Origin of the sequence: Actinocorallia populi, assembly GCF_002995495.1 — a bacterium.
Classification (GTDB): Bacteria; Actinomycetota; Actinomycetes; order Streptosporangiales; family Streptosporangiaceae; genus Actinocorallia; species Actinocorallia populi.
In genome coordinates this window covers 583863-606310 of record NZ_PVZV01000005.1, presented here as the reverse complement: position 1 = coordinate 606310, position 22448 = coordinate 583863, and the positions used below count along the sequence as shown (strand labels likewise).

Below are 22448 nucleotides of genomic sequence, written 5' to 3'. Positions count from 1 at the left end.
GATCATGAGTTGTTCCGCAAGGAGATCCTCCACCGGAACACCAGCCGACCCGAACAGAACCCCAGGTCAAGGTGTTCCGGATTCCGTTCCGGTGAAGGGGGTCCTGCGGAACGCTGGAGGGCGTGACCGAGATCCGACGCGTCGGATACGCCCGCTGCACCACCGATGAGCAAGACGTTCAGATCCAGACCGAGCAGCTCCTCGCGCTCGGCGTCCCCGCCGACCGCATCTACATCGACTGCGGCTTCTCCGGAACCACCCGCCGCAACCGGAACGGTCTCGACCAAGCCCTCGCGGCGGTGTGGGACGGCAGCGTCTTCACCGTGACGAAGTTCGATCGGTTCGCTTGCAACATGGCCGAGGCGAACGAGATCCTGACGGGGCTGTCCGGCCGGGGTGTCCCTGTTCGGGGTCGGCGCGACGATCCATGACTGGAGCGACCCGTTCGGCCGGGGCTGTTCCTCCAGACCCTCGCCATGGTCGCGGAGTTCGAAGCCAACCTCGGCCACATGCGCGCTCGCGAGGGCATGGCCCTGGCCAAGAAGAACGGCAAGCCCAAAGGCAAGCAGCCCAAGCCGCCCGAGCCCGCCCGCCGCTCCATCCGCCGCCGCTACGCCGAAGGCGAGGTCTCCCTCGCCGACCTGGCCACCGAGTGCAGCGTCGGCTGCTCCACCATCCACCGCATCATCCACGGGGGTGCAGCAACCCCCAGGTAGACGCAGATCAACGCCTACCTTGCGGCTCGCCGTAGCTGCAGGAGTTTCGGGCCGGGTCGCCATCCTCCTGCGGCGTGAACACCCCCACGTCTGTCGGGGGCCTCCAGACTCGAACGCATTACGATCATCTCGCGACACTTCAGGCAGACCGACCAGCGTGGTTTGGTGCGGAGACATGGAAGCGAAAACGGGGGCGCTGGTCCTCGGCCGGTATCTGCTGGTGGAACTGCTCGGCGCGGGCGGGATGGGGACCGCCTGGAAGGCCAGGGACGAGCGGCTCCAGCGGAACGTGGCGCTCAAGCAGCTCAAGATACCTGCGGGGACCGACGCGGTGGCGCGACGTCATGTCGCCCGGATGGAACGCGAGGCGCGGGCGGCCGCGATGCTGCAGCATCCGGGGATCATCACCGTTCACGACCAGTTCCTCGACGAGGACGGGCTGCCGTGGATCGTCATGGAGTTCGTTCCGGGACGGTCCCTCGGCCAGTTGATCAGGGACGAGGGAAGGCTCCGTCCCGGGCGGGCGGCGGCGATAGGGGCGCAGGTCGCCTCGGCCCTGGCCGCGGCCCATGCGGCGGGCATCGTGCACCGGGACGTCAAGCCGGCGAACATCCTGCTGGACGGGGAGCGCGCCGTCCTCACCGACTTCGGCATCGCCGCACTGGACGGGGCCACCACCACCCTGACGCCGACCGGGGTGATCATCGGGACTCCCGCGTACATGGCACCCGAGCAGCTGAACGGGCAGGAGGCGGCGCCCGCCTGCGATCTGTGGGCTCTCGGCGCGACCCTCTACCACGCCGTCGAAGGACGGCCCGCCTTCTCCGCGCCCACCATGGCCGCAATGCTTCTGGCCGTCAGCCGCGGCGAGCCCCGGCCCATGGTCCACGCCGGGCCCCTTCAGCCGCTGCTGTACGGACTGCTGACCAAGGACCCGTCGCTGCGGCCCACCGCCGATCAGGCCGCCACCCGGCTCCTCGCTCCCCCGCCTCCACCCGATACGTTGCCGAACGCGGTGCCCCTGATACCGGCATCCACGGCGACCATCGCGACCCCCGCCCGGCAGGAGCCGCCCGCTCCCAGCCGCCGGAAGGTCCTGCTCGGTCTGGGAGCGGCCGCCGGCACGCTCGTCGCTCTGCCCGCGACGTACTATGCCGCGGAACAGCTCAAAGGCACCGATGACGGCGGTTACCTGGAAAAGAGCACAGAGTCCGTCACAGCCAAACTGATAGGCAAACTGCCCCATAAGTACCCCGTCTTCGCCGTGGCGTTCAGCCCCGACTCCCGTCTTCTCGCCACCGGAAGCGGCACCAATGCCGGCCAGGCGCAGATATGGGATCTGGAGACCCGAGACCAGAGAGGCAAAAACCTCAAGCACAACGGCGCGGTCCGCGCGGTGGCGTTCAGCCCGGACCCGGACAGCCTTCTCCTGGCCACCGGGGGCATAGAAAGCCCCTTGACCCTGTGGGATGCCACCACCGGAGCCATTCTCCATGCGGCGGCCGACTTCGAATCGACATACTCGCTGGCCTTCAATCGCACAGGAGATCTGGTGGCCGTCGGCGGCGACTCCACGGTGCGCCTGTGGGAAGTGGAGTCGTTCATCGAGGACGGTGAGGCGCTCGACCACGGAGAGCGCGTTTATGCGCTGGCCTTCAGCCCGGACGGCGTCCTCGCCAGCGGCGTCTCGGAGGGCTCCGAGGAGTCGGGGTGGGGTCAGCTATGGGATGTGGACGACCACTCCGCCGAAGGTCCCCGTCTCGACCACGATGGCATGGTGGCCGAAGTGGCGTTCACCCCTGACGGCACCCTCTTGGCCACCGCCGGTTTCGACAACGCCGTCCGCCTCTGGGGAGTCACCGGCCACAGGGCGTCCGCATCCGGCCCGGCCATCCCCCACCCCGCGGCCGTCTCCGCCCTGGCCTTCAACCCCGTCATCGCCCTCATGGCCACCGGCTGCTTCGACGGCAAGGTCCGCCTCTGGGACGTCGTCACCCGCACCGAGCGAACTGCCCTCGACCATGGCTCCGCCGAGGTCTATGCCGCGGCCTTCAGCCCCGACGGCAAGACCCTGGCCGTCGGTACCGAGGACAAGTCGGTATGGCTGTGGCAGATTCTCTGGTGACGGTCGTGACCGCCGCCGAAGGCGTTCAAGGCGACGGGCGCGGCGCTGTCAGGACAGGCGGATATGTTCGCTGAACTGCGCGAACGTCTGCCTGGATACGCGAAGGGCCCCGCGCTCGCGGCTCTTCGAGTCCCTGACGGCGACACCCGTCCGCGTCTGCGCCAGTTCGACGCAGGCACCACCGTTGCCGCTGCTACGGCTGCTCTTGCGCCAGTGCAGCTTTTCAAGATCCGACATGACTCGACTCTCCCGGAATCCGGCGGATCAAGTCCGCCGATGCTCGGACGGGCAGAGCTTTGCCTTTGATGGCCTCGTCAATGGCGGTCTACCATCGAACCTCTGCCGATTTGTCCATGAATCGTCCTCCGGACCGATCCTCACTGCAGGCGAGGGTCTGCCCGTCGGACAGGGTCAGCAGGACGAACGAACAGGTGAGACCCGTGAGGTTCCCCCTGCGGCACGGACAGCGTGATGTTCCCCCGGTTTCACGGACTCGCTGGTGAGGAGATCAGGCTCGGCGAGCGGGTGGTTTCGAACTGTAGTGGGCTCATCCAGTCCAGGGCGGAGTGGCGTCGGCGGCGGTTGTAGAACCCTTCGATGTACTCGAAGATCGCGTTCGCGAGTTCGACGCGGGTCTTCCAGCGTTGCCGGTCGAGGAGTTCGGTCTGCATGCGTCCCCAGAATGCCTCGGCCACGGCGTTGATGCTCCTATGATTCGTCAAGAGGCAGAGCCGATTGCTGTTTTCTGAAGTCGGCCAGCAGGAAATGGTAGATCTCCCGTGCGATGAATCGCTTCAGGCAGCGCATGATCTCGAGTTTCGACTTGCCTTCCGCGGTGCGTCGTGCGGCGTATTCGATGGTCGGCTGGTGGAACCGCATCCGGCTGAGGGCGATGCGGTGCAGGGCGGCGTTGGCCTGGCGGTGGCCGCCGCGATAGAGCCGGTGCCGGTTGGTCTTTCCTGAGGAGGCGGGGATGGGGCAGACGCCGCAGAGTTTCGCGAATGCGGCCTCGTTCCTGATTCGTTCGGGGTTGTCGCCGGCAACGATGAGCAGCTCGGCCGCGGAATCGGCTCCGATGCCGATGATGCTGGTCAGCTGGGGTGCGGCGCGTTCGGTGAGGGTGGCCAGGATGCGTTCGGAGATGTCGATCTCTTGGCTGAGGTGGCGGTATCTGCGGGCCAGGGTCCGCAGGGTGTAGCAGGCCGCGTCCGCGGGGTTCGTCATCGATGCGTAGGTCAGATCGGCGCATCGGTCGATCAGTTTCCGATCCGAGAGCCGCTCGAGTTCTTCGCGCAATTGTGCGGGCGCATTCACGATGATGGTCTTGAGAGTGATCATTGCTTGGCTGCGGGATTTGACCGCGGTGTCCTTGGCTATTTTGATCTGCCGGATCATCTCTACGCAGCCGTCGCCGGTCTTGGGAATGGCGGTGGCGGTGCCGGCCAGGACGGCGCGGGCGGCGTTCTCGGCGTCCAGGGCGTCGTTCTTGCCGCGCAGATAGCGCTGCTGGCGGTCAGGGCGCATCACCTCGATGACGCGGTGACCCTGTCTACGCAGGTGGGAGGCCAGGCCGGCGCCGTAGGAGCCGGTCCCCTCGATGCCGAAGACGGCGCGGCCGCCCAACGCCAGGGCCCACTGCTCGAGCTGCCGGTAGCCGTCGGGGTGGACCTCGATGGTGAGCTCGGCGACCCGTCCGCCGATCTCGTTGAGGGCGACCGCGACGTGGGCGTGCTTGTGGGTGTCGACTCCGACGGTGATGCGCTCGCAGCAAGGGTGAGAGATGCTGGTCAACGACTGCCTGTCCTTCCCAAGGCGGCGTGGTCGGCGCGGCCGTGCGGGCGGACAGGACTGTGATGGGACCTGCCGGAATCAGGCTCCTATGAGGTCACTGCCCGCTCGGCGCGCACCTTCCATGAGGGCGGTGCCGCCTGGTGACCGGCCGACAGATCAACGCCAAGGCACTCCAGCGGGCCGATCGTAGCAAGGGTCAGACCAGCCACCAGGCGACGAACGACAGTCTCACAGTCGTAAGGGTCGCCGACGGTGCCGAGCGAGGGCAGCAGGCCTGCCTTGCGTGCGCGTTCGGTGAAGGTCCACGAGGTGAACTGCGTGCCGTGATCGGCGCGGGGTGATCCCGCCCGGGACCTGGCCGGCGATGCCTCGCGCGTCGATCGCCATGCCAAGCGCGCTGGTGGCCAGGTCTGCTCGCTGGCGTGAGTCGATGGCCCAGCCGACCACCCGGCGGGAGTAGGCGCCCCGGGACGACGCAGCAGTAGGCAGGCCTGTGTGACCGGGACGCCCTCATCGGCCAGTTCGGCCACGAGGGCGAAGCGGACTTTTGGGGGCACCACCGGCTCGACGGCCGCTGCGGCCTTGCGCAGGATCTTGACCTCGTTCTCCAACTCTGCGATCCGCGCCTGGGCCTGGGCCTGGGCCAGAGCAGCGGACTCGACCGCAGCCGGGCTCGGGGCCTTCAGGCCCCGCTCGATGAGATCCAGCCGCTTCCAGCGGTGCAGACACGACTCCGCGATGCCGAGCGACGCGGCGATCTCCAACACCGGCCGGCCTGATTCCAGCAGGTCCAGGGCGCGCCGCCGGAACTCCGGCGGATAGGGCTTGGGCACGACGAACGATCTCCTTCAGATGGTCGTCGAACCGTATCTCTCTCAACCTCGGTGCCCGTCAAACCGGGGGAACATCAAAGTGTCCGCTGACCAGGGGGAACCTCAGGACGCCTGCTCCCGCCAGGTGGTCGACTCGGCCGTCGGCTCCCGGCAACAAGCCGCCTTCTGTCCTCACCGGGCACCGTCAGCACCCCTTCTGGCCGTCGCGGCCACCCTCACCGCCGCCCTGGTGCCACGCCGCTGACCCCGTAGGGCGTGGGGCTTCACCAAATCTCCACATTCGGCACACGAAGCCCCCGCAGGGGTCTCATACGCTCACCTCCGTGACAGCGCAGCGCATTCTTCTCGTCGAGGACGACCCGACCATCGCCCAGGCAGTGGCCGAACGGCTGATCGTCGAGGGTTTCGAGGTCGCGACGGCCGCCGACGGTCCCGCCGGGGTGGCCGTGGCGGCCTCCTTCCTGCCCGACCTCCTGGTGCTCGACGTGATGCTGCCCGGTTTCGACGGCCTCGAGGTCTGCCGCCGGGTGCAGGCGGCCCGGCCGGTCCCCGTCCTGATGCTGACCGCTCGCGATGACGAGACCGATCTTCTGGTGGGCCTCGGCGTCGGGGCCGACGACTACGTGACGAAGCCCTTCAGCATGCGGGAGTTGGTCGCCCGGATCCGGGCCCTGCTGCGCCGCTCGGCCGTGACGGCCGCCGTCGCCCCCGAGAAACTCAAGATCGACGAAGCCGCGCGGCGGGTCCATCTGGAGGGGACCGAGATCCATCTGACGCCGATGGAGTTCGACCTGCTGGCCTGCCTGGCCCGTAACCCCGGCACCGTGATGACCCGGTCCGTCCTGCTGGAAGCGGTATGGAACTGGGCGGGTTCGTCGGATTCCCGGGTGATCGACACCCATGTGAAGACGCTGCGGCGCAAGCTGGGCGCCTCCTGGATCCGGACCGCGCACGGCGTCGGTTACGCGCTGGAGAGGCAGTGAGCTGGCCGCGCCCGCTCGACCCGCTGCGGTCGATCAAGATCAAATTTGGGGTGATCGCGATGTTCACCGCGCTCACCTCGGCGTTGCTCGTCAAATGGGGCTACTACATCGGCTTCAGGGGGCGGATCACCTTGCCGGTCGCGGTGCTCGGGTCGATGGCCGTCACCCAGGTGATCGCGCACGGGATGACCGCGCCGCTGCGGGAGATGACGGCGGCGGCCCGCTCCATGGCGAGCGGCCGGTACGACCGGAGGGTCCGCGTCACCTCTAACGACGAGGTGGGCGAGCTGGGAGAGGCGTTCAACACCATGGCCGCCGACCTGGCCGAGGTCGACCGGCAGCGGCGCGAGTTCGTCGCGAACGTCTCCCACGAGCTACGCACCCCCATCACCGCGCTCAGGGCCGTGCTGGAGAACGTCGCTGACGGCGTGACCCCGGCCACGCCGGCGGTCCTGGAGGGCGCGGTCGGCCAGACCGAGCGGCTCGGACGCCTGGTGACCCAGCTCCTCGACCTGTCACGGGTCGACGCCGGAGCGGTCCCGCTGGAGTTCACGCACTTCGACGTGCGGGACTTCCTGGCCGAGGTCTGCGCCTCCACGCCCGTGGCCCTGGCGGTACAGCCCGGGCTGACGGCCCACGCCGACCGGGACCGGCTGTTCCAGGTCGTGGCGAACCTCGTCGACAACGCCCGCCGGCACAGTCCACCCGACGGCACCGTGACCGTCCGGGCCTCGATCGCCCTCACCGATCTGGTCCTGGAGGTGATCGACGAAGGGCCCGGCATCCCCGAATCCGAACGTCCCCGGGTCTTCGAGCGCTTCGTCCGGGGCGGCTCCTCCGACGGCGGCACCGGGCTGGGCCTGGCCATCGCCCGCTGGGCCGTCGACCTCCACCAGGGCACCATCGCCGTCCTCGACACCGACACCGGCTGCCACATCCGTGTGACCATCCCCCTTCACCACCGGAGAACCGCCATGCCCGCCGACTGGATCACACCCGCGCCGCAACCGTCCGCGCCGGGACCCCGCCCCGGCGATTTCGCGCCGGCCCTGACCCCGTTCATGAACGATACCGACGAACGGGTCGCCCGTGCCTGGCCCGCCCCTTCGGGTCCGGCCGCGCCGCGCGTGCTCCTGCCGGCGGGCGCGGCCGGAATCGCCGGAGCGACCTTCCTGGACGGCAAGCCCGGCATCGGGGCGGCCCTGGCGGCCGTCGCCATGGTGCTCGCGCTCCTGCCGGTCCTGCGCGGCCGGCTGACCCCGCGCAACCGCACCGGACTGGTCTTCGCGGCCCTGGGCCTCGGCCTGGTGCTGATGCCCGTCCTGCGCGACGCGCCCTGGCTGCTCGCGCTGACCACGGCGCTGGCGCTGCCCCTGCTCTCGTACGCGCTGGTCGGCGGCCGGAGCTGGTTCGAGGTCATCGGCGGAGGGCTGACCCTGCCGGGCGCACTGGTGTCCATGCTTCCGTGGTCCGGCCGGGGCATCGCCTCGGCGGCCGAAGCGGGCCGGGGCACGGGCACGGCCGCGTTGCGCACGGCGGGCCTGGCCGGTCTGCTGCTCGTGGTCTTCGGAGCCCTGCTGACCAGCGCCGACGCGGCCTTCAGCGAGATGGTCTCGGCGCTCCTCCCGGACCTGGGCCTCGGTTCGATCCTGGCGCGCACCTTCTGGTTCCTGATCATCACCAGCCTGGTGCTGGCCTTCGCCTACCTCGCGATCACGCCGCCCCGGCTCAGGGAACTGGCCCCCGCGCCCGGCACCCCCGCGGGCCGCTGGGCCTGGGCCGTGCCGCTCATCTCCCTCAACCTGCTCTTCCTGGCCTTCTGCGCGGTGCAGGCCCGGGTCCTGCTCGACCACACCGCCCTGCCGGCCGGAGTGTCCTACTCCTCCTACGCCCGCCAGGGCTTCTTCCAGCTGGTCGTCGTCACCGTGCTGGTCCTCGCCGTGATCGCCGTCGCGGTCCGGCACCGCCCCGTCTCCTCCCCGGCCCTGGTCCGCCTCCTGCTCGGCGCCCTGTGCGTGCTGACCCTGGTCGTCGTCGCGGTCGCCCTGCGCCGCCTCTACCTCTACGAGGAGTCCTCCGGCTGGACCCGTCTGCGCCTGTGGGTCCACGCCTTCGAACTCTGGCTCGGGCTGGTCATCGTGATGATCGCCGTCGCCGGAATCCGGATGAAGGCGGACTGGCTGCCCCGCGCGGTCGCCGCCACCGGCGCCGCCGGCCTCCTGATCCTCGGCCTGATCAACCCCGACGGTTTCATCGCCTCCCGCAACGTCGACCGTCTCGCCCACTCCGAACGTGTCGTCGTGCCCTACCTCAACGGCCTCTCCGCCGACGCCGTCCCCGCCCTGGACCGCCTCCCCGAACCTCTCCGCTCCTGCGCCCTCCAAGACATCGCCCGCGACCTGGAAAAGCCCGATGGCTGGACTTCGAAGAACCTCTCCAGAGAACGAGCCCGCCGCATCCTCGCCCAACGCCCCGTCCTGCCCTGCAGATGAACCGACCGTAGTCGGACCGTCCCCGCCCACGGCTCTCGCTTCGCGCGGCGGTCGCCACCCAGCCTTTCCCCATGCGGGATCGAAGTGCTCCGGGTCTAGTGGAGGCTCTGATGTTCCCCGAGAGGATCGAGCCTCCATCAGACCTGGGCCGCTTCAACATGGCCCTTCCGCCCCGGCGGCCTTCTGGCTGGTCTAACGCTGCTGTTGCGCCTCCTACACGGAGCGAAAGCTCCGTATGTCCCTCAGTCTTCTCCAGTCTGAGCTTCCCCCGCAGCACGGCCACCTTGATGTCCCCTGAACCTTTTCCATCACGCGATGGCCTCACGGTTCTGCAGGACGCTGATGGCCTTGGCCAAGTGGTCGGCGCGCAAAGGGCAGCAGCGTAGCCTGGCGAGGATCTTCCATTGCTTGAGCTGGGCATTCGCACGGTCTCCAGGTCCGCGGAGCTTGGCGTGCGAGCGGTTCGCCTGCTTTTGCGGCTCCGGCTTGTTGCGGCCCTTGTACGGGGTGAGGATCGCCGGATCGGCTCCTTGGTGGCCCTTGTCGGCCAGGACCAGCAGCCCGCAGGCGGCCAGAGCGCGGATGATGCCCCAGTTGCGGGTGGCTTTAAGGTCGTGGATCGAGCCGGGCACCGCCCCGGACACCCACACGATCTGCCCGTCGGGACCGGCGATGACCTGCAGGTTGACGCCGTGCTTCTTGTGCTTTCCGAAAGTAGAACGGCCGGTCGGCGCGTACGCGGTCGATGGGGATGAGGGTGCCGTCCAGGATCAGGTGCTGCACCTGGTCCTTCTTCACCTTGCGCAGGGCCTGGTGCAGCTTGGGAGAGCGGGCCGACAGCCGACAGCAGTGCGACGGTCTCGTTGACGCACCGCCCAGGCAGTGGTGGTCCCCACGTTGAAACCGGCTGCGAGCTGGGCGAACGTCTCGCCCTTCCTCAGATAGGCGAGGGTCATCAGCGCTTGGGCGCCTGGCGGCAGCGCCCGGCCCTTGCTGGAGATGGACCTGCGGTGCCGTCGGACCAGACCGGTCACGTAGTTCAGCGTCGAGCGCGACAACGGCAGCGAAGCACGATGGAAAAGCATCCGAAGCCTCTGGTGGGGCGGAGGGTTGTGGGAGATCAACCGCCCTACCAGGGGTTTCTTCACATTCTCAGCCCGCCACACCGCCTGCGACCATGCTGTGATCAGCTATGCCCGCCCGGGATGGTGGAAAAGATTCACTGTTCAGACCAGCCGGAATTTGTCAACCATGCTGCCTTATCCGGCCACTTCCTTGGTCAGCATCCATGTCAAAAACATGTGTGCCGACCTGGGAATATTTCATTAGAACGATCCAGGAGAGAGCTCGTTTTCTCGCCAATAGAGAGTGGATTCTGAACCGTGCCCTTGTTAGCTTGATCAAGCCCGCAACCTAGGCAAGGATTTGCATTAGTGATATCCAACACATTCAGAACCTGTTCGCCGCCATTCGGGGCGCCGGAAAGAGCTGTGCAACGGCGCACATTCCAGCCTTGTTGCAGCAGGTCACGCGAGGTGCGAGCAGGTGCACTCGGGTCCGGTTTTTGGCCGTGGGCAACGCCTCCCCGGTCGGGACCGGATCGGGGCGCGGGTAGCAACCGACGTGCTGAACTGCGGTGGAGCACGTGAGATGCCGGACGGTATCGAGATACTGCCGGATCGGCTCCCCGGCGTACCGCATAACAAGCCCCTTACCCACACCCCTGCCCCCTATCCCCTTCTTCCCATTCGTTTCATTTTCATGTAGACATGATCGTCTATTAGAGACGAAAGGGGAAACCAGCCAATGCGCTTCATCAGACCCGCCCGCACGGGCAGGGCACTCACGGCAGTGAGGGTCGCCGCCGCCTCGGCCGCCTGCGCGGTCACCGCCCTGAGCCTGACGGTCACACCGGCCGCCGCCCAGCCGGCGGCCGCACCTGGTCAGGCCTGTACCGCGGCCGATCTCGGCAAGCGCCACCCGATCATCAAGAGCACCGAGGTCGCCCCGACGATCACCCACTTCAAGGGCTGGTACGTCACCCAGGGCACGGCCGGCTACCAGAACGTCACCACCAGCACCCAGACCACCATCTCGGTCTCCGTCGGCCTCGACGGCGAGATCGGGGGCGAATTCGCCGTCGAGCTCCTCGGCACCGTCGGCGCGACGCTGGGCCTGAACGTACAGGTCAACTACTCCTCCACCAGCAGCGAGTCGACTTCGGTCAGCTGGGACTTCTACGAGCCCGGCTACTACGGCGTTTACAAGGGCACCAAGAAGGTCACCGGCACCTACGGAAGCCTCAACTGCAATCGCGTCCAGCAGGGCGACGGCAGCTGGGCGCTGAAGTGGATCGAGGGACCCGACAGCGGCAGCTTCACCACCTACACCACCCTCGAAGAGGGCGCGGTGCGCTGCCAGGACACCGTGTCGCCCACCAGCATCATGGCCAAGGCTCAGAGCCTCCTGGACTGCGGCAGCGCCGCCGCGCAGGCCGAGCACCCGGCGGGCGCGGTGGAGCCCACGGCCAAGCAGCTCCAGGACCGCAGCGCGCAGCCCAGCGGCACCTCCACCGAAAAGCCCAAGGCCACCGGGTCCAGCGCGCGGGCCGCTCTCAGCTGCAGTGCCGACGCCTACAAGATCGCCGTGCCCGGCAAGCCGCTGTCCTGGGGCGCGCCGCTCCTGCAGAACGACGGCGTCCGCCTGCGGCCCTCGACGTTCTTCAGCGCCCACCTGGACCACTGGCGGCTGTGCAACGTGGCGGAGAACAACGGGGTCCTGGAGGCCACGTTGTGGAACTGGGGCAGCGGCTGGTGCGCGGCCGTCCCTCCGCAGACCGCAGCCGATGAACGGGCGATCCTCATGACGGCCTCCTGCGCCGAGGACGACCTCCAGCGGTTCTACATCTACCGCGACGTACCCGGCTCCGACAAGATCGGCGTCCAGAACAAGTACACCGGCTCCATGATGGGCTACGACCGGTACGCCGACGGTGAGCACCTCCGCCAGTACTCCAGCGGCAGGCAGGACGGCTCGGGCACGTTCTCCCAGATCAAAGTCTGACGGGCCGTATCCCGTGAGCAGCCCCACGTGACAGCACTCCGGCCACCCAGAGCCCCCGCCCCGAGAGTGATTTCGAGCTTTCTCGGGGCCGGGGTGCCTCTGGCCGCCGACAACCGCGTTCATGCTCCTTGGTCGTCCTTGCGAGACAACACCGTTCAGGAGAGCACTTGATCAACATCAGACGGGTCGGCACGCTGGTCGCGGCCCTGGCACTGAGCGCTGGGCTCACCGCCCCCGCTGCCGCCGCAAGCCCCAAGGCCCCCGCGTCGGCCCTGGGCATCGAGGACACGGTCGAGCCCGGCGACGGTACTCAGCGCAGCAACAACGGCCTAGGGACGGCGGCGATGCCGATATCCCCCGACAACCCCGCGGGCACCGAGTGGCTGAACGACTGTCTCAGTTCCTCGGACGCCCAAGGCCCCGACGGCCGCGTCTACAACCGGTTCAGGTGGTGCCAGGAATACGAAATCAGTGGCAAGTACTACAAGAGGGAGGAGAACGGCACACTCGCCCATAAGGGCACCAACAAGATCAGGTTCCAGGCCGCCGCCATCGGCTACAACGACTCCCGTGCCACCCGCGTCTTCTTTCGCGCCAAAACCGGGTCGGTCAGCTACGACGGGTGGAACATCGTGGACAGGCGGCTCGTCGCCCCGAACCTGAAGCTGGAAATCGACGTCGAATGCGTGCCCGGCGCCGATCATCCCTCCACTGCCACGTGCGGCGTCGGGCGGTCTCCGGCGAGGATGGAATGGGCCCAGTGGAGCAACTCCACTACCTGGGTCTACTGGGACGTCTCCTCCGTCGGTGGCCAGGGCCTGGACATGGTCGCCGTCCACCAGTGGCGCCTCAAGGCGAACGGCGCGAGCCCGGGCCAGGGATACGAGGAGATCTCCAGCGGTGAGGGCGCCCCGATCGGTATCCGCTGCGACTCAGCCGACTACTTCGTCAATGGCAGAGCGTCCTACCCGCACGCCTGCATCTACACCGGGGCGCTGCCCTTCATCACCTACGACAGCAACCGCCCCAACATTCGCCAGCACATCCGCGACGCGCAGAACGCCCCGGCGACCGACGGTGTCACCTACCCCAAGGAGAACCACCCCAAGAAGATCCCCGGCAAGTGGTCGCCGGACGCCGGGTCTCGGGGCGCGCCACTGCACCGCGTGGTAAGCCGGGGCCAGGGCGGCGCGATCGCCCTGGCGAACGAGACGGTGAAGAAGGCGGCATGCGGGCAGAAGGGCGGGCTCAACCCGTGGGGCCCGGACTACAACGCCGCGACCGGCCTTCCGCCGTACAACACCAACGTCGACGACTGCGACGAATACCCCTTCAGCTCCACCTATGAGGGCGCATCGTCGATCGAATGGGACTTTTCGGTGCGCAACATCGTGCTCGGCGAGAACCGGGGGGCGGGCACCGATCTCGGCAACTTCTATGTCGACGACCGGATCCTGGCCTGGCCCGAAGAGGACCCGTTCTGGGTGAACGTCAACTGACGTCACGCTCGGTCGGCCGCCGATAGCACAAGTGCGGCCACCGTCCCGCCTGGGGTGCGGGTAAGGAACTTGTTATGCGGTGCACCGGGAAGCCGACCCGGCAGTATCTCGATACCGTCCGGCCTCCCACATGCTCCACCGCAGTTCAGCACGTCGGTTGCTACCCGCGCCCCGATCCGGTCCGACCGGGGAGGCGTTGCCCACGGCCAAGAACCCGACCCGAGTGCACCTGCTCGCACCTCGCGTGACCTGCTGCAACAAGGCTGGAATGTACGCCGTTGCACGACTCTTACCGACACCCCGTTTCATGAAGGTGTTGGGGCTTGAGCAGCAGTGGAACGGCCAGTGGCGTCAACAGGGTGACCGCGGCCTGGAAGGAGTCGGCGGCCTTGCAGTAGCGGGTGGCGATGCCCCGCCACTGCTTGAGCCGGTTGAAGCAGCACTCCACCACGTTGCGCTGCCGGTAGACGTCCTTGTCGAAGACCGGCGGCCGACCACCGCGGCGGCCGCGCCGCTGCCGGTTGCGGACCTGGTCCCTGCGTTCGGGGGTGGTGGCGGTGATTCCGCGTCTGCGCAGGTGGGCGCGGATGGCCTTGGTGCTGTAGCCCTTGTCACCGATCACATGACCGAGCCGCACCCGAGGCCGACCAGACCCGAGTCGGGGCACCCGGATCGCAGCCATCAGTCGCGTGAACTGCGTGCAGTCATTGACGTTCCCGCCGGTCAGCACGAACGCCAGCGGCCGACCCCGCCCGTCACACGCCAGATGGATCTTGGAGGTCAGACCGCCCCGCGAACGCCCGAGCGCCTGGCACCCCCCTTTTTCGCGCCCCGCCCGTTACCGCCAAAATCCGAGTTCCGATCCTCCTCGCGGGCCGATCCGGCTCTCACCGACACCACCCCAAGGAGTGAACAATTCGTTCACAACTAAAAGTTGACAATGAATCGTGTGTCGGCCACCATGGCCCCATGTCGTCGACTTCCGAACAGCCCGTTGATCCCTTCACGCCCCTGCACCCGGGACAAGCGCGAGCACACCGCGAATACACGTCACTGCTGCGCATCACCGAGCGGCACGCAGCCACCGACGCGCAACGGCAGCGACAAGTCCACCCCTCGGTCCTTGGGCCGCACGAGGCCGTCAGGATCGTTTCGTTCCTGCTCAGCGGAACAGTGCTGCCCGACGTCGGCGAGCCGGAGGTGGATCAGGCCGACATCGTCGCCGCCCTGAGCCTCATCCCCCAGGCCCGTGCGCAGGCAGACGACCTGGAAGCCGGACTCATCCAGATGGCGCGAGGCCGCGGCATGACCTGGCAGGAAATCGCCTTCGGCCTCGGGCTCGGCACCCCGCAGGCCGCCAGGCAGCGCTACGAACGACTGGCCAGGCGGACCACCGCCTCGCAGGACGATCAATCTTGAACAGAAGGGATCCAGCCCGCATACGGGGGTGAGGAACCTGCGGACAGCGGTCGGCGCTACCGGCGCCTGCGACGGTGAAGGAGACGCTCATGACCTTCGACCCAACGATGACCCGGATCGGACAAGGGGTGGAGTTGCATCACCACCAAGGCCATCGTGAAGCCGCTCGCGAGTTGTTCGCGCAGATCTGGGACGATATCGGCGGTGAGCAAGGCGACCCGCTGCATGTCTGCGTTCTTGCCCACTCACAGAACAACCGGCCCGAATACAGATCACTCGATCAACGACTCCTGCCAGTTTCGGAGTCGCATTAGCTACGCCCAAGGGCTAAATAAATCAGTGTGATGACTAAAGTCGGTTGTGCGAGAGGCGGCCAGCTGTTTGGCCGTCCTCCAGCCCTGCTGCCAGTACCGCCAGCGCGCCAGCAGCGACGGGATTCTATTTCTCGGGCCTACTGCAGTCACGGTCGAGGTCGAACGCCTTCGACTGATTGATCGCAAGTGTGCAGGAGAGGTTTGCGTTCTGAATGCCGGTGACGCGGAGGGGGCTGCCGTCGTTGTTGATGGTGACTCTGCCCGTGGCTCCCTCCGGCATCCAAACGAGTACATTCAGCCTATGGTCCGGGCGACGGTGCACGCCATGCTCGCAGACGAAGTACGAAGCAGGGACCAGATCGAGCCGCAGCACGAGACGCGCACGGGGCGTGGCATTCGCTCGTCTAGGGCGTGTTCGTAGTTCGGATCTTCAGCCGGGTTGAAGGCTACGGAGCCAGAGAAGGGCTCCGCACAGATGCAGGCCGGCCAGGTAGCTCTCGGGGGATTTGTCGTAGCGGGTGGCCAGCCCGCGCCATTGCTTGAGCTTGTTGATGCAGCGCTCGACGGTGTTGCGCTCCCGGTAGAGGACACGGTCGTGGGAGACGGGTCGCCCGCCCTTGCTGCCCTTGTTCTTGCGGTTGGCCGCCTGGTCGGCCTTCTCCGGGATGACGGCCTTGATCCCGCGCCCTCGCAGGTAGGAGCGGTTAGTGCGGGAGGAGTAGGCCTTATCGGCGGCCACCGCAGCAGGCCGGGTGCGGGGACGACCCACCGGTCCGCGGACCTTGATACGCGAGAGCACGGCACGGAACTGAGGGCTGTCCCCGGCCTGGCCCGGGGTGAGCACGAAGGACAACGGGCGGCAGCGCGGGTCGGCGGCCAGGTGGACCTTGCTGGTCAGCCCGCCGCGCGAACGGCCCAAAGCCGCAGTTTTCAGCCGCAGGCGACGCCTGCGCCGGGTGCTTCGGCGCTCGAGGTCTGCGGACTCGCCCTGGCCGAGAGGCGGCTTTTGTGCCTGGCCCGCACCCCTTTTTCCTCCTCGGCCGCCTTCTCCACCTCCTGGAGCAGTTCAGGATCCAGCCGCATCCCTGCCGCGTGGTGATGGGCACGGGCCGAGGTGGAATCCACGCTCACCAGGCCCAGGTCCGCCTGCCCTCCGGCGGCGGCCAGCGCGATCATCTGCTCCAGCAGGCGCTCCATCACGCCCTGCACCGCCCAAGCGCGGAACCGGTCATAGACGGTCGACCAGGACCCGTAGCGCTCGGGGACGTCCCGCCACGGACTGCCGGTGCGAAACCGCCAGACCACCGCGTTGAACTGCCTGCGCAGGTCCGGGATCGGGCCCCGTTCACCCAGCGGCAGATACGGCTCGATCAAAGCCCATTCCTCGTCCGTCACATCACCACGCGCCATGACCACCGGACTACCAGCAGTACACACACCGCGCAGCGAAACCCGATGATCTCAACTACGAACAGGCCCTAGGGCGTGTCCCGTGATCTTTGTTGGCAGTTTGGTGTAGATCATCTGCGTGGGTGATGAACGTCTGAAGCGTCATGATCTGACGGATGAGGAGTGGGCGCGGCCGGCGCCGCTGTTGCCGGCGCAGAACGTGCATGGGGCGCGGTGGAGCGATCATCGGACGGTGATCAACGGGGTGTTCTTTCGGACCCGAGCGAGCTGTGCTTGGCGGGACCTGCCGCCGTGTTACGGCAAGTGGAAGACCGTCTACAACCGGCATCGTCGCTGGTCCCTGGACGGGACGTGGGAACAGATCCTGGACGGGCTGCGCGCCGGGTGCGACGCGGCCGAGGGTGAGGATTGGACGGTCAGTGCCGATTCCACGATCGTGCGGGCGCATCAGCATGCGGCCGGGGCGCGGCATGCCCCGGCCGTCGACATCGCTCAAAAGGGGCCGGTAAAGATCACGAGCGGGTGACGAAAGGTGGTCGTGAAGCGCTTGGACGGTCCCGGGGCGGCCTGACCACGAAGATCCACCTGGTCGCCGACCGGCGGTGCCGTCCGATCGCCCGGCTCACCTCGCCCGGCCAGCACGCCGACTGTCCCAAGTTCATCCCGCTCATGGAGTCCATCCGCATCCCACGACGAGGCGTGGGCCGTCCACGCAAGAAGCCAGCCCGCGCCTTGGCCGACAAGGCCTATTCCTCCCGAGCCAACCGCCGCTACCTGCGACGACGCGGCATCAAGGCCGTCATCCCGGTCAAGAAGGACCAGGCCGCCCACCGCGTCAACCGCAGCTCCAAAGGCGGACGGCCACCGGTCTTTGACCGCGATGCCTATAAGGAACGCAACACCGTCGAGCGCTGCGTCAACAAGCTGCGCCAGCACCGTGCCGTCGCTACCCGCTACGACAAGCGAGAACGCATCTACCAGGGCACCATCGACGTCGCTTCGATCCGCATCCGGCTCCGCCACCCCGCCACATGATCACCTAATACTGCCTAGGGGAGGCGGGCCAGCAGGTGGGCGTCGAGGAAGCCCCGTTCGGAGGCCGGGTCGTGGAGCAGCCGGGCGAACGGAACGAGCCCGGCCCCGGCCAGCAACTCGGCGAACCGGTCCACCGGCCAGCTATAGGCGGACGTCACCTTGTGGTCGAAGTGGACCGGCTCTGATCCGTCGGTCGCGAAGAACGAGACCAGGAGCAAGCCCCCCGGCACCAGGACACGCACCTGCTCGGCGAGCAGCGCGGGCAAATCCCCAGGAGGGGTGTGAATCATCGAGTAGTGGGCCAGCACGCCGCCGAGCGCGCTGTCTTCGACCGGCAGCGCCTCCATCCGCGCCTCGTCAAACCGCAGCGCAGGATGGGCCCGCCGGGCGTGGTCGACCATGCCCGGTGAGAGGTCGAGCCCGAAAGCGTCCAGCCCCAGGTCGTGCAGCATGGCCGTCAGATGTCCGGGCCCGCAGCCGACGTCGGCCGCGCGCGGATTCCCCGTCTCGCGCACCAGTTCGGCGAAGGTACCGATCATGTTCCGCGAGAACGGCTGCGCCTCCAACCGATTAGCGAACATCGACGCATACAGCTCGACGACCCCATCGTAGGCCGCCCTGGTCTGGTCCTGGTACTCCATCATGGGAAAGGAAGCTAACACCCGCGCGTCCACAGCTTCTCCGGGCCCGTGCCGACAGCCGCACCTGAGACTGACCGTCCCGTCACATGATCGCGGGACAGCCCCTAGTGCTTCGTTCCTTAAAGGGTGGGTAGATCCTATTTGGGTGTTTTTGGCCTGCTTGTAGGAGGGGTGAGGGCGGTGCCGAGGTTGGTGCGGGCTCGTCCGCCGCAGGATGGGCGTGAGGACAGGCGGATCCGTCGGTTGGCCGGGGCCCGGCATGCTCCGGCCGACTGGATCGATCGGGCGCGGATCGTGGTGCTCAGCTGGGACGGGCAAAAGGTCGCAGCGATTGCGGCCGAGGTCGGCTGCCACGAGAAAAGGGTGCGGCGGTGGCTGCACCGGTTCAACGCCGACGGCCTGGACGGGCTGGCCGATCGGCCCGGCTGCGGGCGCAAAAGCCGGATCATTGAGGCCGAGCGGTCGGCCGTCGTGGCGCTGGCCCGCTCGGTGCCGCCCGGCAAACCGGTCCGAACTCCCAGCGGGGAGCTGGAGGCGTCCGGGGAGGCGGGGCCGGGTGAGTGGACGCTGGACTCCCTCACTCTGGCCGCTCGGCAGGCCGGGATCGCGGTGGCCCGCAGCCAGGTCCGCAGGATCCTGCTGGCCGAAGGGGTGCGGTGGCGCCGCACCCGGACCTGGACCACCAGCAAGGACCCCGAGTTCGCCCCAAAAGGACCCGCATCGTGGAGCTCTACACCAGCCCGCCGGAGGGCTCCACGGTGATCTGCGCCGACGAACTCGGCCCCGTTCTTCCACGCTCGTTCGCGCCCGCGCCGGGCTGGTCGGCCGACGGGCACCGGATCAAGGAAACTCTGGAGTATGCCCGCGGGCCGGAGAGGACCTGGGTCTACGGCGGGCTGCGCGTGCGGGACGGCCAGGCGGTCACCCTGTGCGCCTCCTCTCGCAACAGCGCCCGCTACCAGGACTTCCTGCAACTGATCGAGGACGCCAACCCCGAAGGTCAGATCATCGTCGTCACCGACAACCTCTCCAGCCACAACAGCAAGAGCACCCGCGAGTGGCTGCAAGACCATCCCCGTATCCGGCAGGTGTTCATCCCCGTGGGCGCCTGCTGGCTCAACCTGCAAGAAGGCTGGTGGCGGATCTTCCGCAAGACCGCTCTGGCCGGCGTGTCCTTCGCCGATCCTGACGAGATCACCTACGCCACCCGCATCGCCACCGCCCAGCTCAACGCCCACGCCCAGCCCTGGATCTGGGGACGGCCACCACCCCACCCCCGCATCCACCGCCGCCACTTCACGTACTGCCTTTAAGGAACGAAGCATTAGTACTGCAACAACAGGTTGTGACCTTGTCGCTGTGGGTGATAGATGATGTCGGGTGGTCACGATCGATGCCGAAGCCTGGTCACGGGAGTTCTCGGACTTTCTGGCGGTGTTCGCCCATCGTTTTCCTCGGGTGGAGTCGCGCCGCCAGGCGGCCTCCTACCTGCGCGGACTCCTGAGCGAGCTGGAGCGCAAGAACGGCTGGACCCTGGCTGAGGTGTCGGGCGAGAAGGGTCCTGAGCGTCTTCAGCGCCTGCTGAACTTCTATGCCTGGGATACGGATGGATTGCGTGATGATGTCCGTTCCATGGTGGCTGAATGCATCGGGGATCCGGAGCGGGGCGTGCTGATCCTTGATGACACCGGATTCTTGAAGAAAGGGCTGCGGTCGGCGGGGGTGGCCCGTCAGTATTCCGGGACGGCTGGCAGGATCGAGAACTGCCAGATCGGTGTGTTCTGCGCTTATGCGAGCCCGAAGGGCAGGGCGCTGATCGACCGGGAGCTCTATCTCCCCAAAGCATGGACCTCAGACCGTGAACGGTGCCGCCAGGCCGGCATCGGCGACGATGTGGAGTTCGCCACCAAACCCGAATTGGGCCAGGCCATGCTCGCACGAGTGGTCGCCTCGGGAATCCCTTTTCGGTGGGTCACCGCGGACGAGGCGTATGGTCAGGTGTGGCGGTTTCGGTGGTGGATGGAAGAGAACAGGATCGCGCATGTGGTCGCTGTTCCCAAAACGCAGATGGTGATCTCGATGAAGCTGACCCAGGAACGCGCCCACCACATGATTGCCGAGGTGGAGCCAGGCATGTGGCAGCGGCTGAGCTGCGGAGACGGGGCCCACGGGCCACGCTTTTATGACTGGGCGGCCGTCGATATCCGGCCCTTGCGCGAACCCGGAGTCGGGCACTGGCTACTGGCCCGCAGAAGCATCAGCGACCCCACGGAAATCGCTTACTATATTTGCTTCGCCGAGGCACAGACCTCTTTGGAGGAATTGGTGCGGGTGGCGGGCAGCAGATGGGCTGTCGAGGAATGCTTCCAAGCCGCCAAGAACGAGACCGGGCTCGATCACTACCAGGTCCGCGGTTACCAGGCCTGGTACCGGCACATCACGTTGTCCATGGCTGCCTCTGCTTTCCTACTCCGACTCCAGAAGGCAGAGCAAAAAGGGGAGATGGTGGATACCTTCCGGTAGGTATGGTCCCGTTGAGCATCAACGAGATCCGCCGTCTGTGGAACCGCGTCGTCGCGCGCACCACACGCTCCATCGACCACGTTATGGAATGGTCTGAATGGCGAAGACGCGTCCAGCAGCGAGCCAGGGACAGCCATTACCGCAGACGCGAAAGACACAACCTGTCGTTGCAGTATTAGAGGATGTCTCATGTGGTGACTCCTCCCGGCGAGTACTTCGCATGAGGGGTGCTTGAGCTACCGTCGGCGTGGTCGCCTGGGAGTCGGGCGAGGTGGCTTGTTGACCCTCACACCATGTCAGGTGCTGAACTCGGAGACGTCATGTTCACCATCGGAGACTTCGCCCGGCACGGCCGTGTATCGGTCCGGATGCTGCGCCACTACGACGCGACCGGCCTGCTGCGCCCGGCCCACGTCGACCCTGCCACCGGCTACCGGTACTACACGGCGGCCCAGCTCACCCGCCTCAACCGCGTCATCGCGCTCAAGGACCTCGGTTTCACCCTCCAGCAGGTGCGGGACATCGTGGACGAGAGGATCAGTACCAAGGAACTGCGCGGCATGCTGCGGCTGCGGCAAGCAGAGCTGGAGGCCACGATGGCCGCCGCGGCAGCACGGCTGGTCCAGGTCGAGGCGAGGCTCCGGTCGATCGAGAGTGAGGGGCACATGCCCACGAACGACGTCGTCATCAAGAACGTCCCGGCGATCCGGGTGGCGGAGCTCACCGCGACCGCTGCGAGCTTCGAGCCCGAGGACATCGGCCCGGTCATCGGGCCGCTCTACGACGAGCTGTTCCGGCGCCTGGACGCGGCGGGCGTCACGCCCGCGGGGCCCGGTGTCGCCTACTACGAGGACGCTCCGGAGGGCGGCGGCAGGATCATCGTCCACGCCGCAGTCCAGGTCGCGGCGCCCCTCCAGGACGGCGCCTTCCGGGTGCTCGACCTGCCGCCCGTCGATCAGGCGGCCACGATCGTGCACCGAGGCTCGATGGACACGGTCCTGCCCACGGCTCAGGCCCTGGCCCGCTGGATCGACGGCAACGGCTACCGGTCGGCCGGACACCCGCGGGAGATCAGCCTGGAGTGCCCGGACAACCGCGACGACTGGGTGACCGAACTCCAGGTGCCGGTAGCCAAACCCTGACGCCCAAGGGCACCGGCCCGGTCGTCATGGTCGGGCAGTCGGCGGCCGCAGTGTCCCACGGCTGCCCGACCACAGTCTCGCGAGCTTCTTGTAGCAGGTCAGCGTGACGGCGAGGCCAAGGAAGGCGAGGAAGTGTGAGCCCTTGCGCTCGTATCGGACGGTGAGTCGGCGGTAGCCGAACAGCCAAGAAATGGACCGCTCGATCTTCCAGCGGTGCCGGCCGAGCCGCTCGCTTGACTCGATCCCCGGCCGCGCGATGCGGGGGACGACGCTCCGGTCTCGCAGCCAGGCGAGGTGCTCGGCGGAGAAGTACGCGGGGCTGGAGCAGTAACGGAACGGCCAGTGGCGTTAAGGAGCCCGGCGAGATCGTCTTAGTGTCACCTGGTCGTTCCGATGTGGGTAACGGTGGCGGGGTGGCGCAGTCGGCCGATGTAAGAGACGGGCCACGACAACACCGACAAC

At 67.3% G+C, this 22448-nt stretch carries 18 protein-coding genes and 5 pseudogenes; 14 read left to right on the top strand and 9 right to left on the bottom strand.

Annotation, left to right across the window (positions count from 1 at the left end):
* Positions 1 to 122 precede the first annotated feature (122 nt).
* The 3 genes from C2865_RS40135 (at position 123) to C2865_RS22885 (ending at position 2841) form a co-directional block, all read left to right on the top strand.
* Positions 123 to 431 carry a recombinase family protein gene (locus tag C2865_RS40135; protein WP_198653513.1) on the top strand — a complete coding sequence of 103 codons (309 nt, stop codon included), beginning with the start codon at positions 123 to 125 and terminating at the stop codon, positions 429 to 431.
* Positions 432 to 509: 78 nt separating this feature from the next.
* Positions 510 to 716 carry a hypothetical protein gene (locus C2865_RS40130; RefSeq protein WP_198653512.1) on the top strand — a complete coding sequence of 69 codons (207 nt, stop codon included), beginning with the start codon at positions 510 to 512 and terminating at the stop codon, positions 714 to 716.
* A 175-nt stretch (positions 717 to 891) separates the two neighbouring features.
* On the top strand, positions 892 to 2841 hold the full coding sequence (locus C2865_RS22885; RefSeq protein ID WP_106400583.1) for a WD40 repeat domain-containing serine/threonine protein kinase: 1950 nt from the start codon (positions 892 to 894) through the stop codon (positions 2839 to 2841).
* A gap of 48 nt (positions 2842 to 2889) precedes the next feature.
* On the opposite strand, the gene C2865_RS22880 is transcribed toward C2865_RS22885, so the two are convergent.
* From C2865_RS22880 to C2865_RS22865, 4 genes and pseudogenes are all read right to left on the bottom strand, one after another.
* A complete protein-coding gene (locus C2865_RS22880; protein ID WP_106400582.1) occupies positions 2890 to 3078 on the bottom strand; it encodes a DUF397 domain-containing protein in 189 nt (62 codons plus the stop codon).
* A gap of 319 nt (positions 3079 to 3397) precedes the next feature.
* Positions 3398 to 3542, bottom strand: a pseudogene (locus C2865_RS22875) (IS3 family transposase); the annotation flags it as partial.
* Between the two features lie 7 nt (positions 3543 to 3549).
* A complete protein-coding gene (locus tag C2865_RS22870; RefSeq protein ID WP_198653511.1) occupies positions 3550 to 4632 on the bottom strand; it encodes an IS110 family RNA-guided transposase in 1083 nt (360 codons plus the stop codon).
* 86 nt (positions 4633 to 4718) lie between these two features.
* On the bottom strand, positions 4719 to 5465 hold the full coding sequence (locus C2865_RS22865) for a transposase (protein WP_106400580.1): 747 nt from the start codon (positions 5463 to 5465) through the stop codon (positions 4719 to 4721).
* A gap of 323 nt (positions 5466 to 5788) precedes the next feature.
* Between C2865_RS22865 and C2865_RS22860 the strand changes: the two genes are divergently transcribed.
* Positions 5789 to 6448, top strand: coding sequence for a response regulator transcription factor (locus tag C2865_RS22860; RefSeq protein WP_198653510.1), 660 nt, complete (start codon positions 5789 to 5791; stop codon positions 6446 to 6448).
* Positions 6445 to 8940 carry a DUF4153 domain-containing protein gene (locus tag C2865_RS22855; protein ID WP_106400578.1) on the top strand — a complete coding sequence of 832 codons (2496 nt, stop codon included), beginning with the start codon at positions 6445 to 6447 and terminating at the stop codon, positions 8938 to 8940. The genes C2865_RS22860 and C2865_RS22855 overlap by 4 nt, the downstream gene beginning before the upstream one ends.
* A gap of 308 nt (positions 8941 to 9248) precedes the next feature.
* On the opposite strand, the pseudogene C2865_RS22850 reads toward C2865_RS22855, so the two are convergent.
* Positions 9249 to 10025, bottom strand: a pseudogene (locus C2865_RS22850) (transposase family protein).
* A gap of 721 nt (positions 10026 to 10746) precedes the next feature.
* On the opposite strand from C2865_RS22850, the gene C2865_RS22845 reads away from it, so the two are divergent.
* Both C2865_RS22845 and C2865_RS22840 read left to right on the top strand, forming a co-directional pair.
* A complete protein-coding gene (locus tag C2865_RS22845) occupies positions 10747 to 12003 on the top strand; it encodes a hypothetical protein (RefSeq protein WP_106400577.1) in 1257 nt (418 codons plus the stop codon).
* Positions 12004 to 12170: 167 nt separating this feature from the next.
* Positions 12171 to 13502 (top strand): NucA/NucB deoxyribonuclease domain-containing protein, encoded by a 1332-nt coding sequence (locus tag C2865_RS22840; RefSeq protein ID WP_106400576.1) that lies wholly within the window; start codon positions 12171 to 12173, stop codon positions 13500 to 13502.
* A 289-nt stretch (positions 13503 to 13791) separates the two neighbouring features.
* Here C2865_RS22840 and C2865_RS22835 read toward each other — a convergent pair.
* A pseudogene (locus tag C2865_RS22835) lies at positions 13792 to 14313 on the bottom strand (IS5 family transposase); the annotation flags it as partial.
* A gap of 158 nt (positions 14314 to 14471) precedes the next feature.
* Here C2865_RS22835 and C2865_RS22830 point away from each other — a divergent pair.
* Both C2865_RS22830 and C2865_RS22825 read left to right on the top strand, forming a co-directional pair.
* Complete coding sequence (locus C2865_RS22830) at positions 14472 to 14921, top strand: DNA-binding protein (RefSeq protein ID WP_106400574.1); 450 nt, start codon at positions 14472 to 14474, stop codon at positions 14919 to 14921.
* 89 nt (positions 14922 to 15010) lie between these two features.
* Positions 15011 to 15235 carry a hypothetical protein gene (locus tag C2865_RS22825; protein WP_106400573.1) on the top strand — a complete coding sequence of 75 codons (225 nt, stop codon included), beginning with the start codon at positions 15011 to 15013 and terminating at the stop codon, positions 15233 to 15235.
* Between the two features lie 430 nt (positions 15236 to 15665).
* Here the strand turns inward: C2865_RS22825 and C2865_RS22820 are convergent.
* A pseudogene (locus C2865_RS22820) lies at positions 15666 to 16645 on the bottom strand (IS5 family transposase).
* A 133-nt stretch (positions 16646 to 16778) separates the two neighbouring features.
* Here C2865_RS22820 and C2865_RS22815 point away from each other — a divergent pair.
* Positions 16779 to 17680, top strand: a protein-coding gene (locus C2865_RS22815; RefSeq protein ID WP_408608329.1) for an IS5 family transposase whose coding sequence is annotated in 2 segments (ribosomal slippage) — positions 16779 to 17126 and positions 17129 to 17680 — 900 coding nt in all. Because the reading frame shifts where the segments join, the coding sequence is not laid out codon by codon here.
* A 14-nt stretch (positions 17681 to 17694) separates the two neighbouring features.
* Here C2865_RS22815 and C2865_RS22810 read toward each other — a convergent pair.
* Complete coding sequence (locus tag C2865_RS22810) at positions 17695 to 18324, bottom strand: class I SAM-dependent methyltransferase (protein WP_106400705.1); 630 nt, start codon at positions 18322 to 18324, stop codon at positions 17695 to 17697.
* A 240-nt stretch (positions 18325 to 18564) separates the two neighbouring features.
* Here C2865_RS22810 and C2865_RS22805 point away from each other — a divergent pair, with 240 nt between their 5' ends.
* The 4 genes from C2865_RS22805 to C2865_RS22790 all read left to right on the top strand — a co-directional run bounded on the left by C2865_RS22805 (position 18565) and on the right by C2865_RS22790 (position 21986).
* Positions 18565 to 19083 carry a helix-turn-helix domain-containing protein gene (locus C2865_RS22805; RefSeq protein ID WP_232835760.1) on the top strand — a complete coding sequence of 173 codons (519 nt, stop codon included), beginning with the start codon at positions 18565 to 18567 and terminating at the stop codon, positions 19081 to 19083.
* The gene (locus tag C2865_RS22800; protein WP_232835759.1) at positions 19044 to 19634 is read left to right on the top strand and encodes an IS630 family transposase; all 591 of its coding nucleotides are present in this window, start codon (positions 19044 to 19046) and stop codon (positions 19632 to 19634) included. The genes C2865_RS22805 and C2865_RS22800 overlap by 40 nt, the downstream gene beginning before the upstream one ends.
* A gap of 76 nt (positions 19635 to 19710) precedes the next feature.
* A complete protein-coding gene (locus tag C2865_RS22795; RefSeq protein ID WP_106400702.1) occupies positions 19711 to 20844 on the top strand; it encodes an IS701 family transposase in 1134 nt (377 codons plus the stop codon).
* A gap of 320 nt (positions 20845 to 21164) precedes the next feature.
* Positions 21165 to 21986 (top strand): MerR family transcriptional regulator, encoded by an 822-nt coding sequence (locus tag C2865_RS22790; RefSeq protein WP_106400572.1) that lies wholly within the window; start codon positions 21165 to 21167, stop codon positions 21984 to 21986.
* A gap of 24 nt (positions 21987 to 22010) precedes the next feature.
* On the opposite strand, the pseudogene C2865_RS22785 reads toward C2865_RS22790, so the two are convergent.
* Positions 22011 to 22247: pseudogene (locus tag C2865_RS22785) on the bottom strand (hypothetical protein); the annotation flags it as partial.
* Positions 22248 to 22448: the final 201 nt, after the last annotated feature.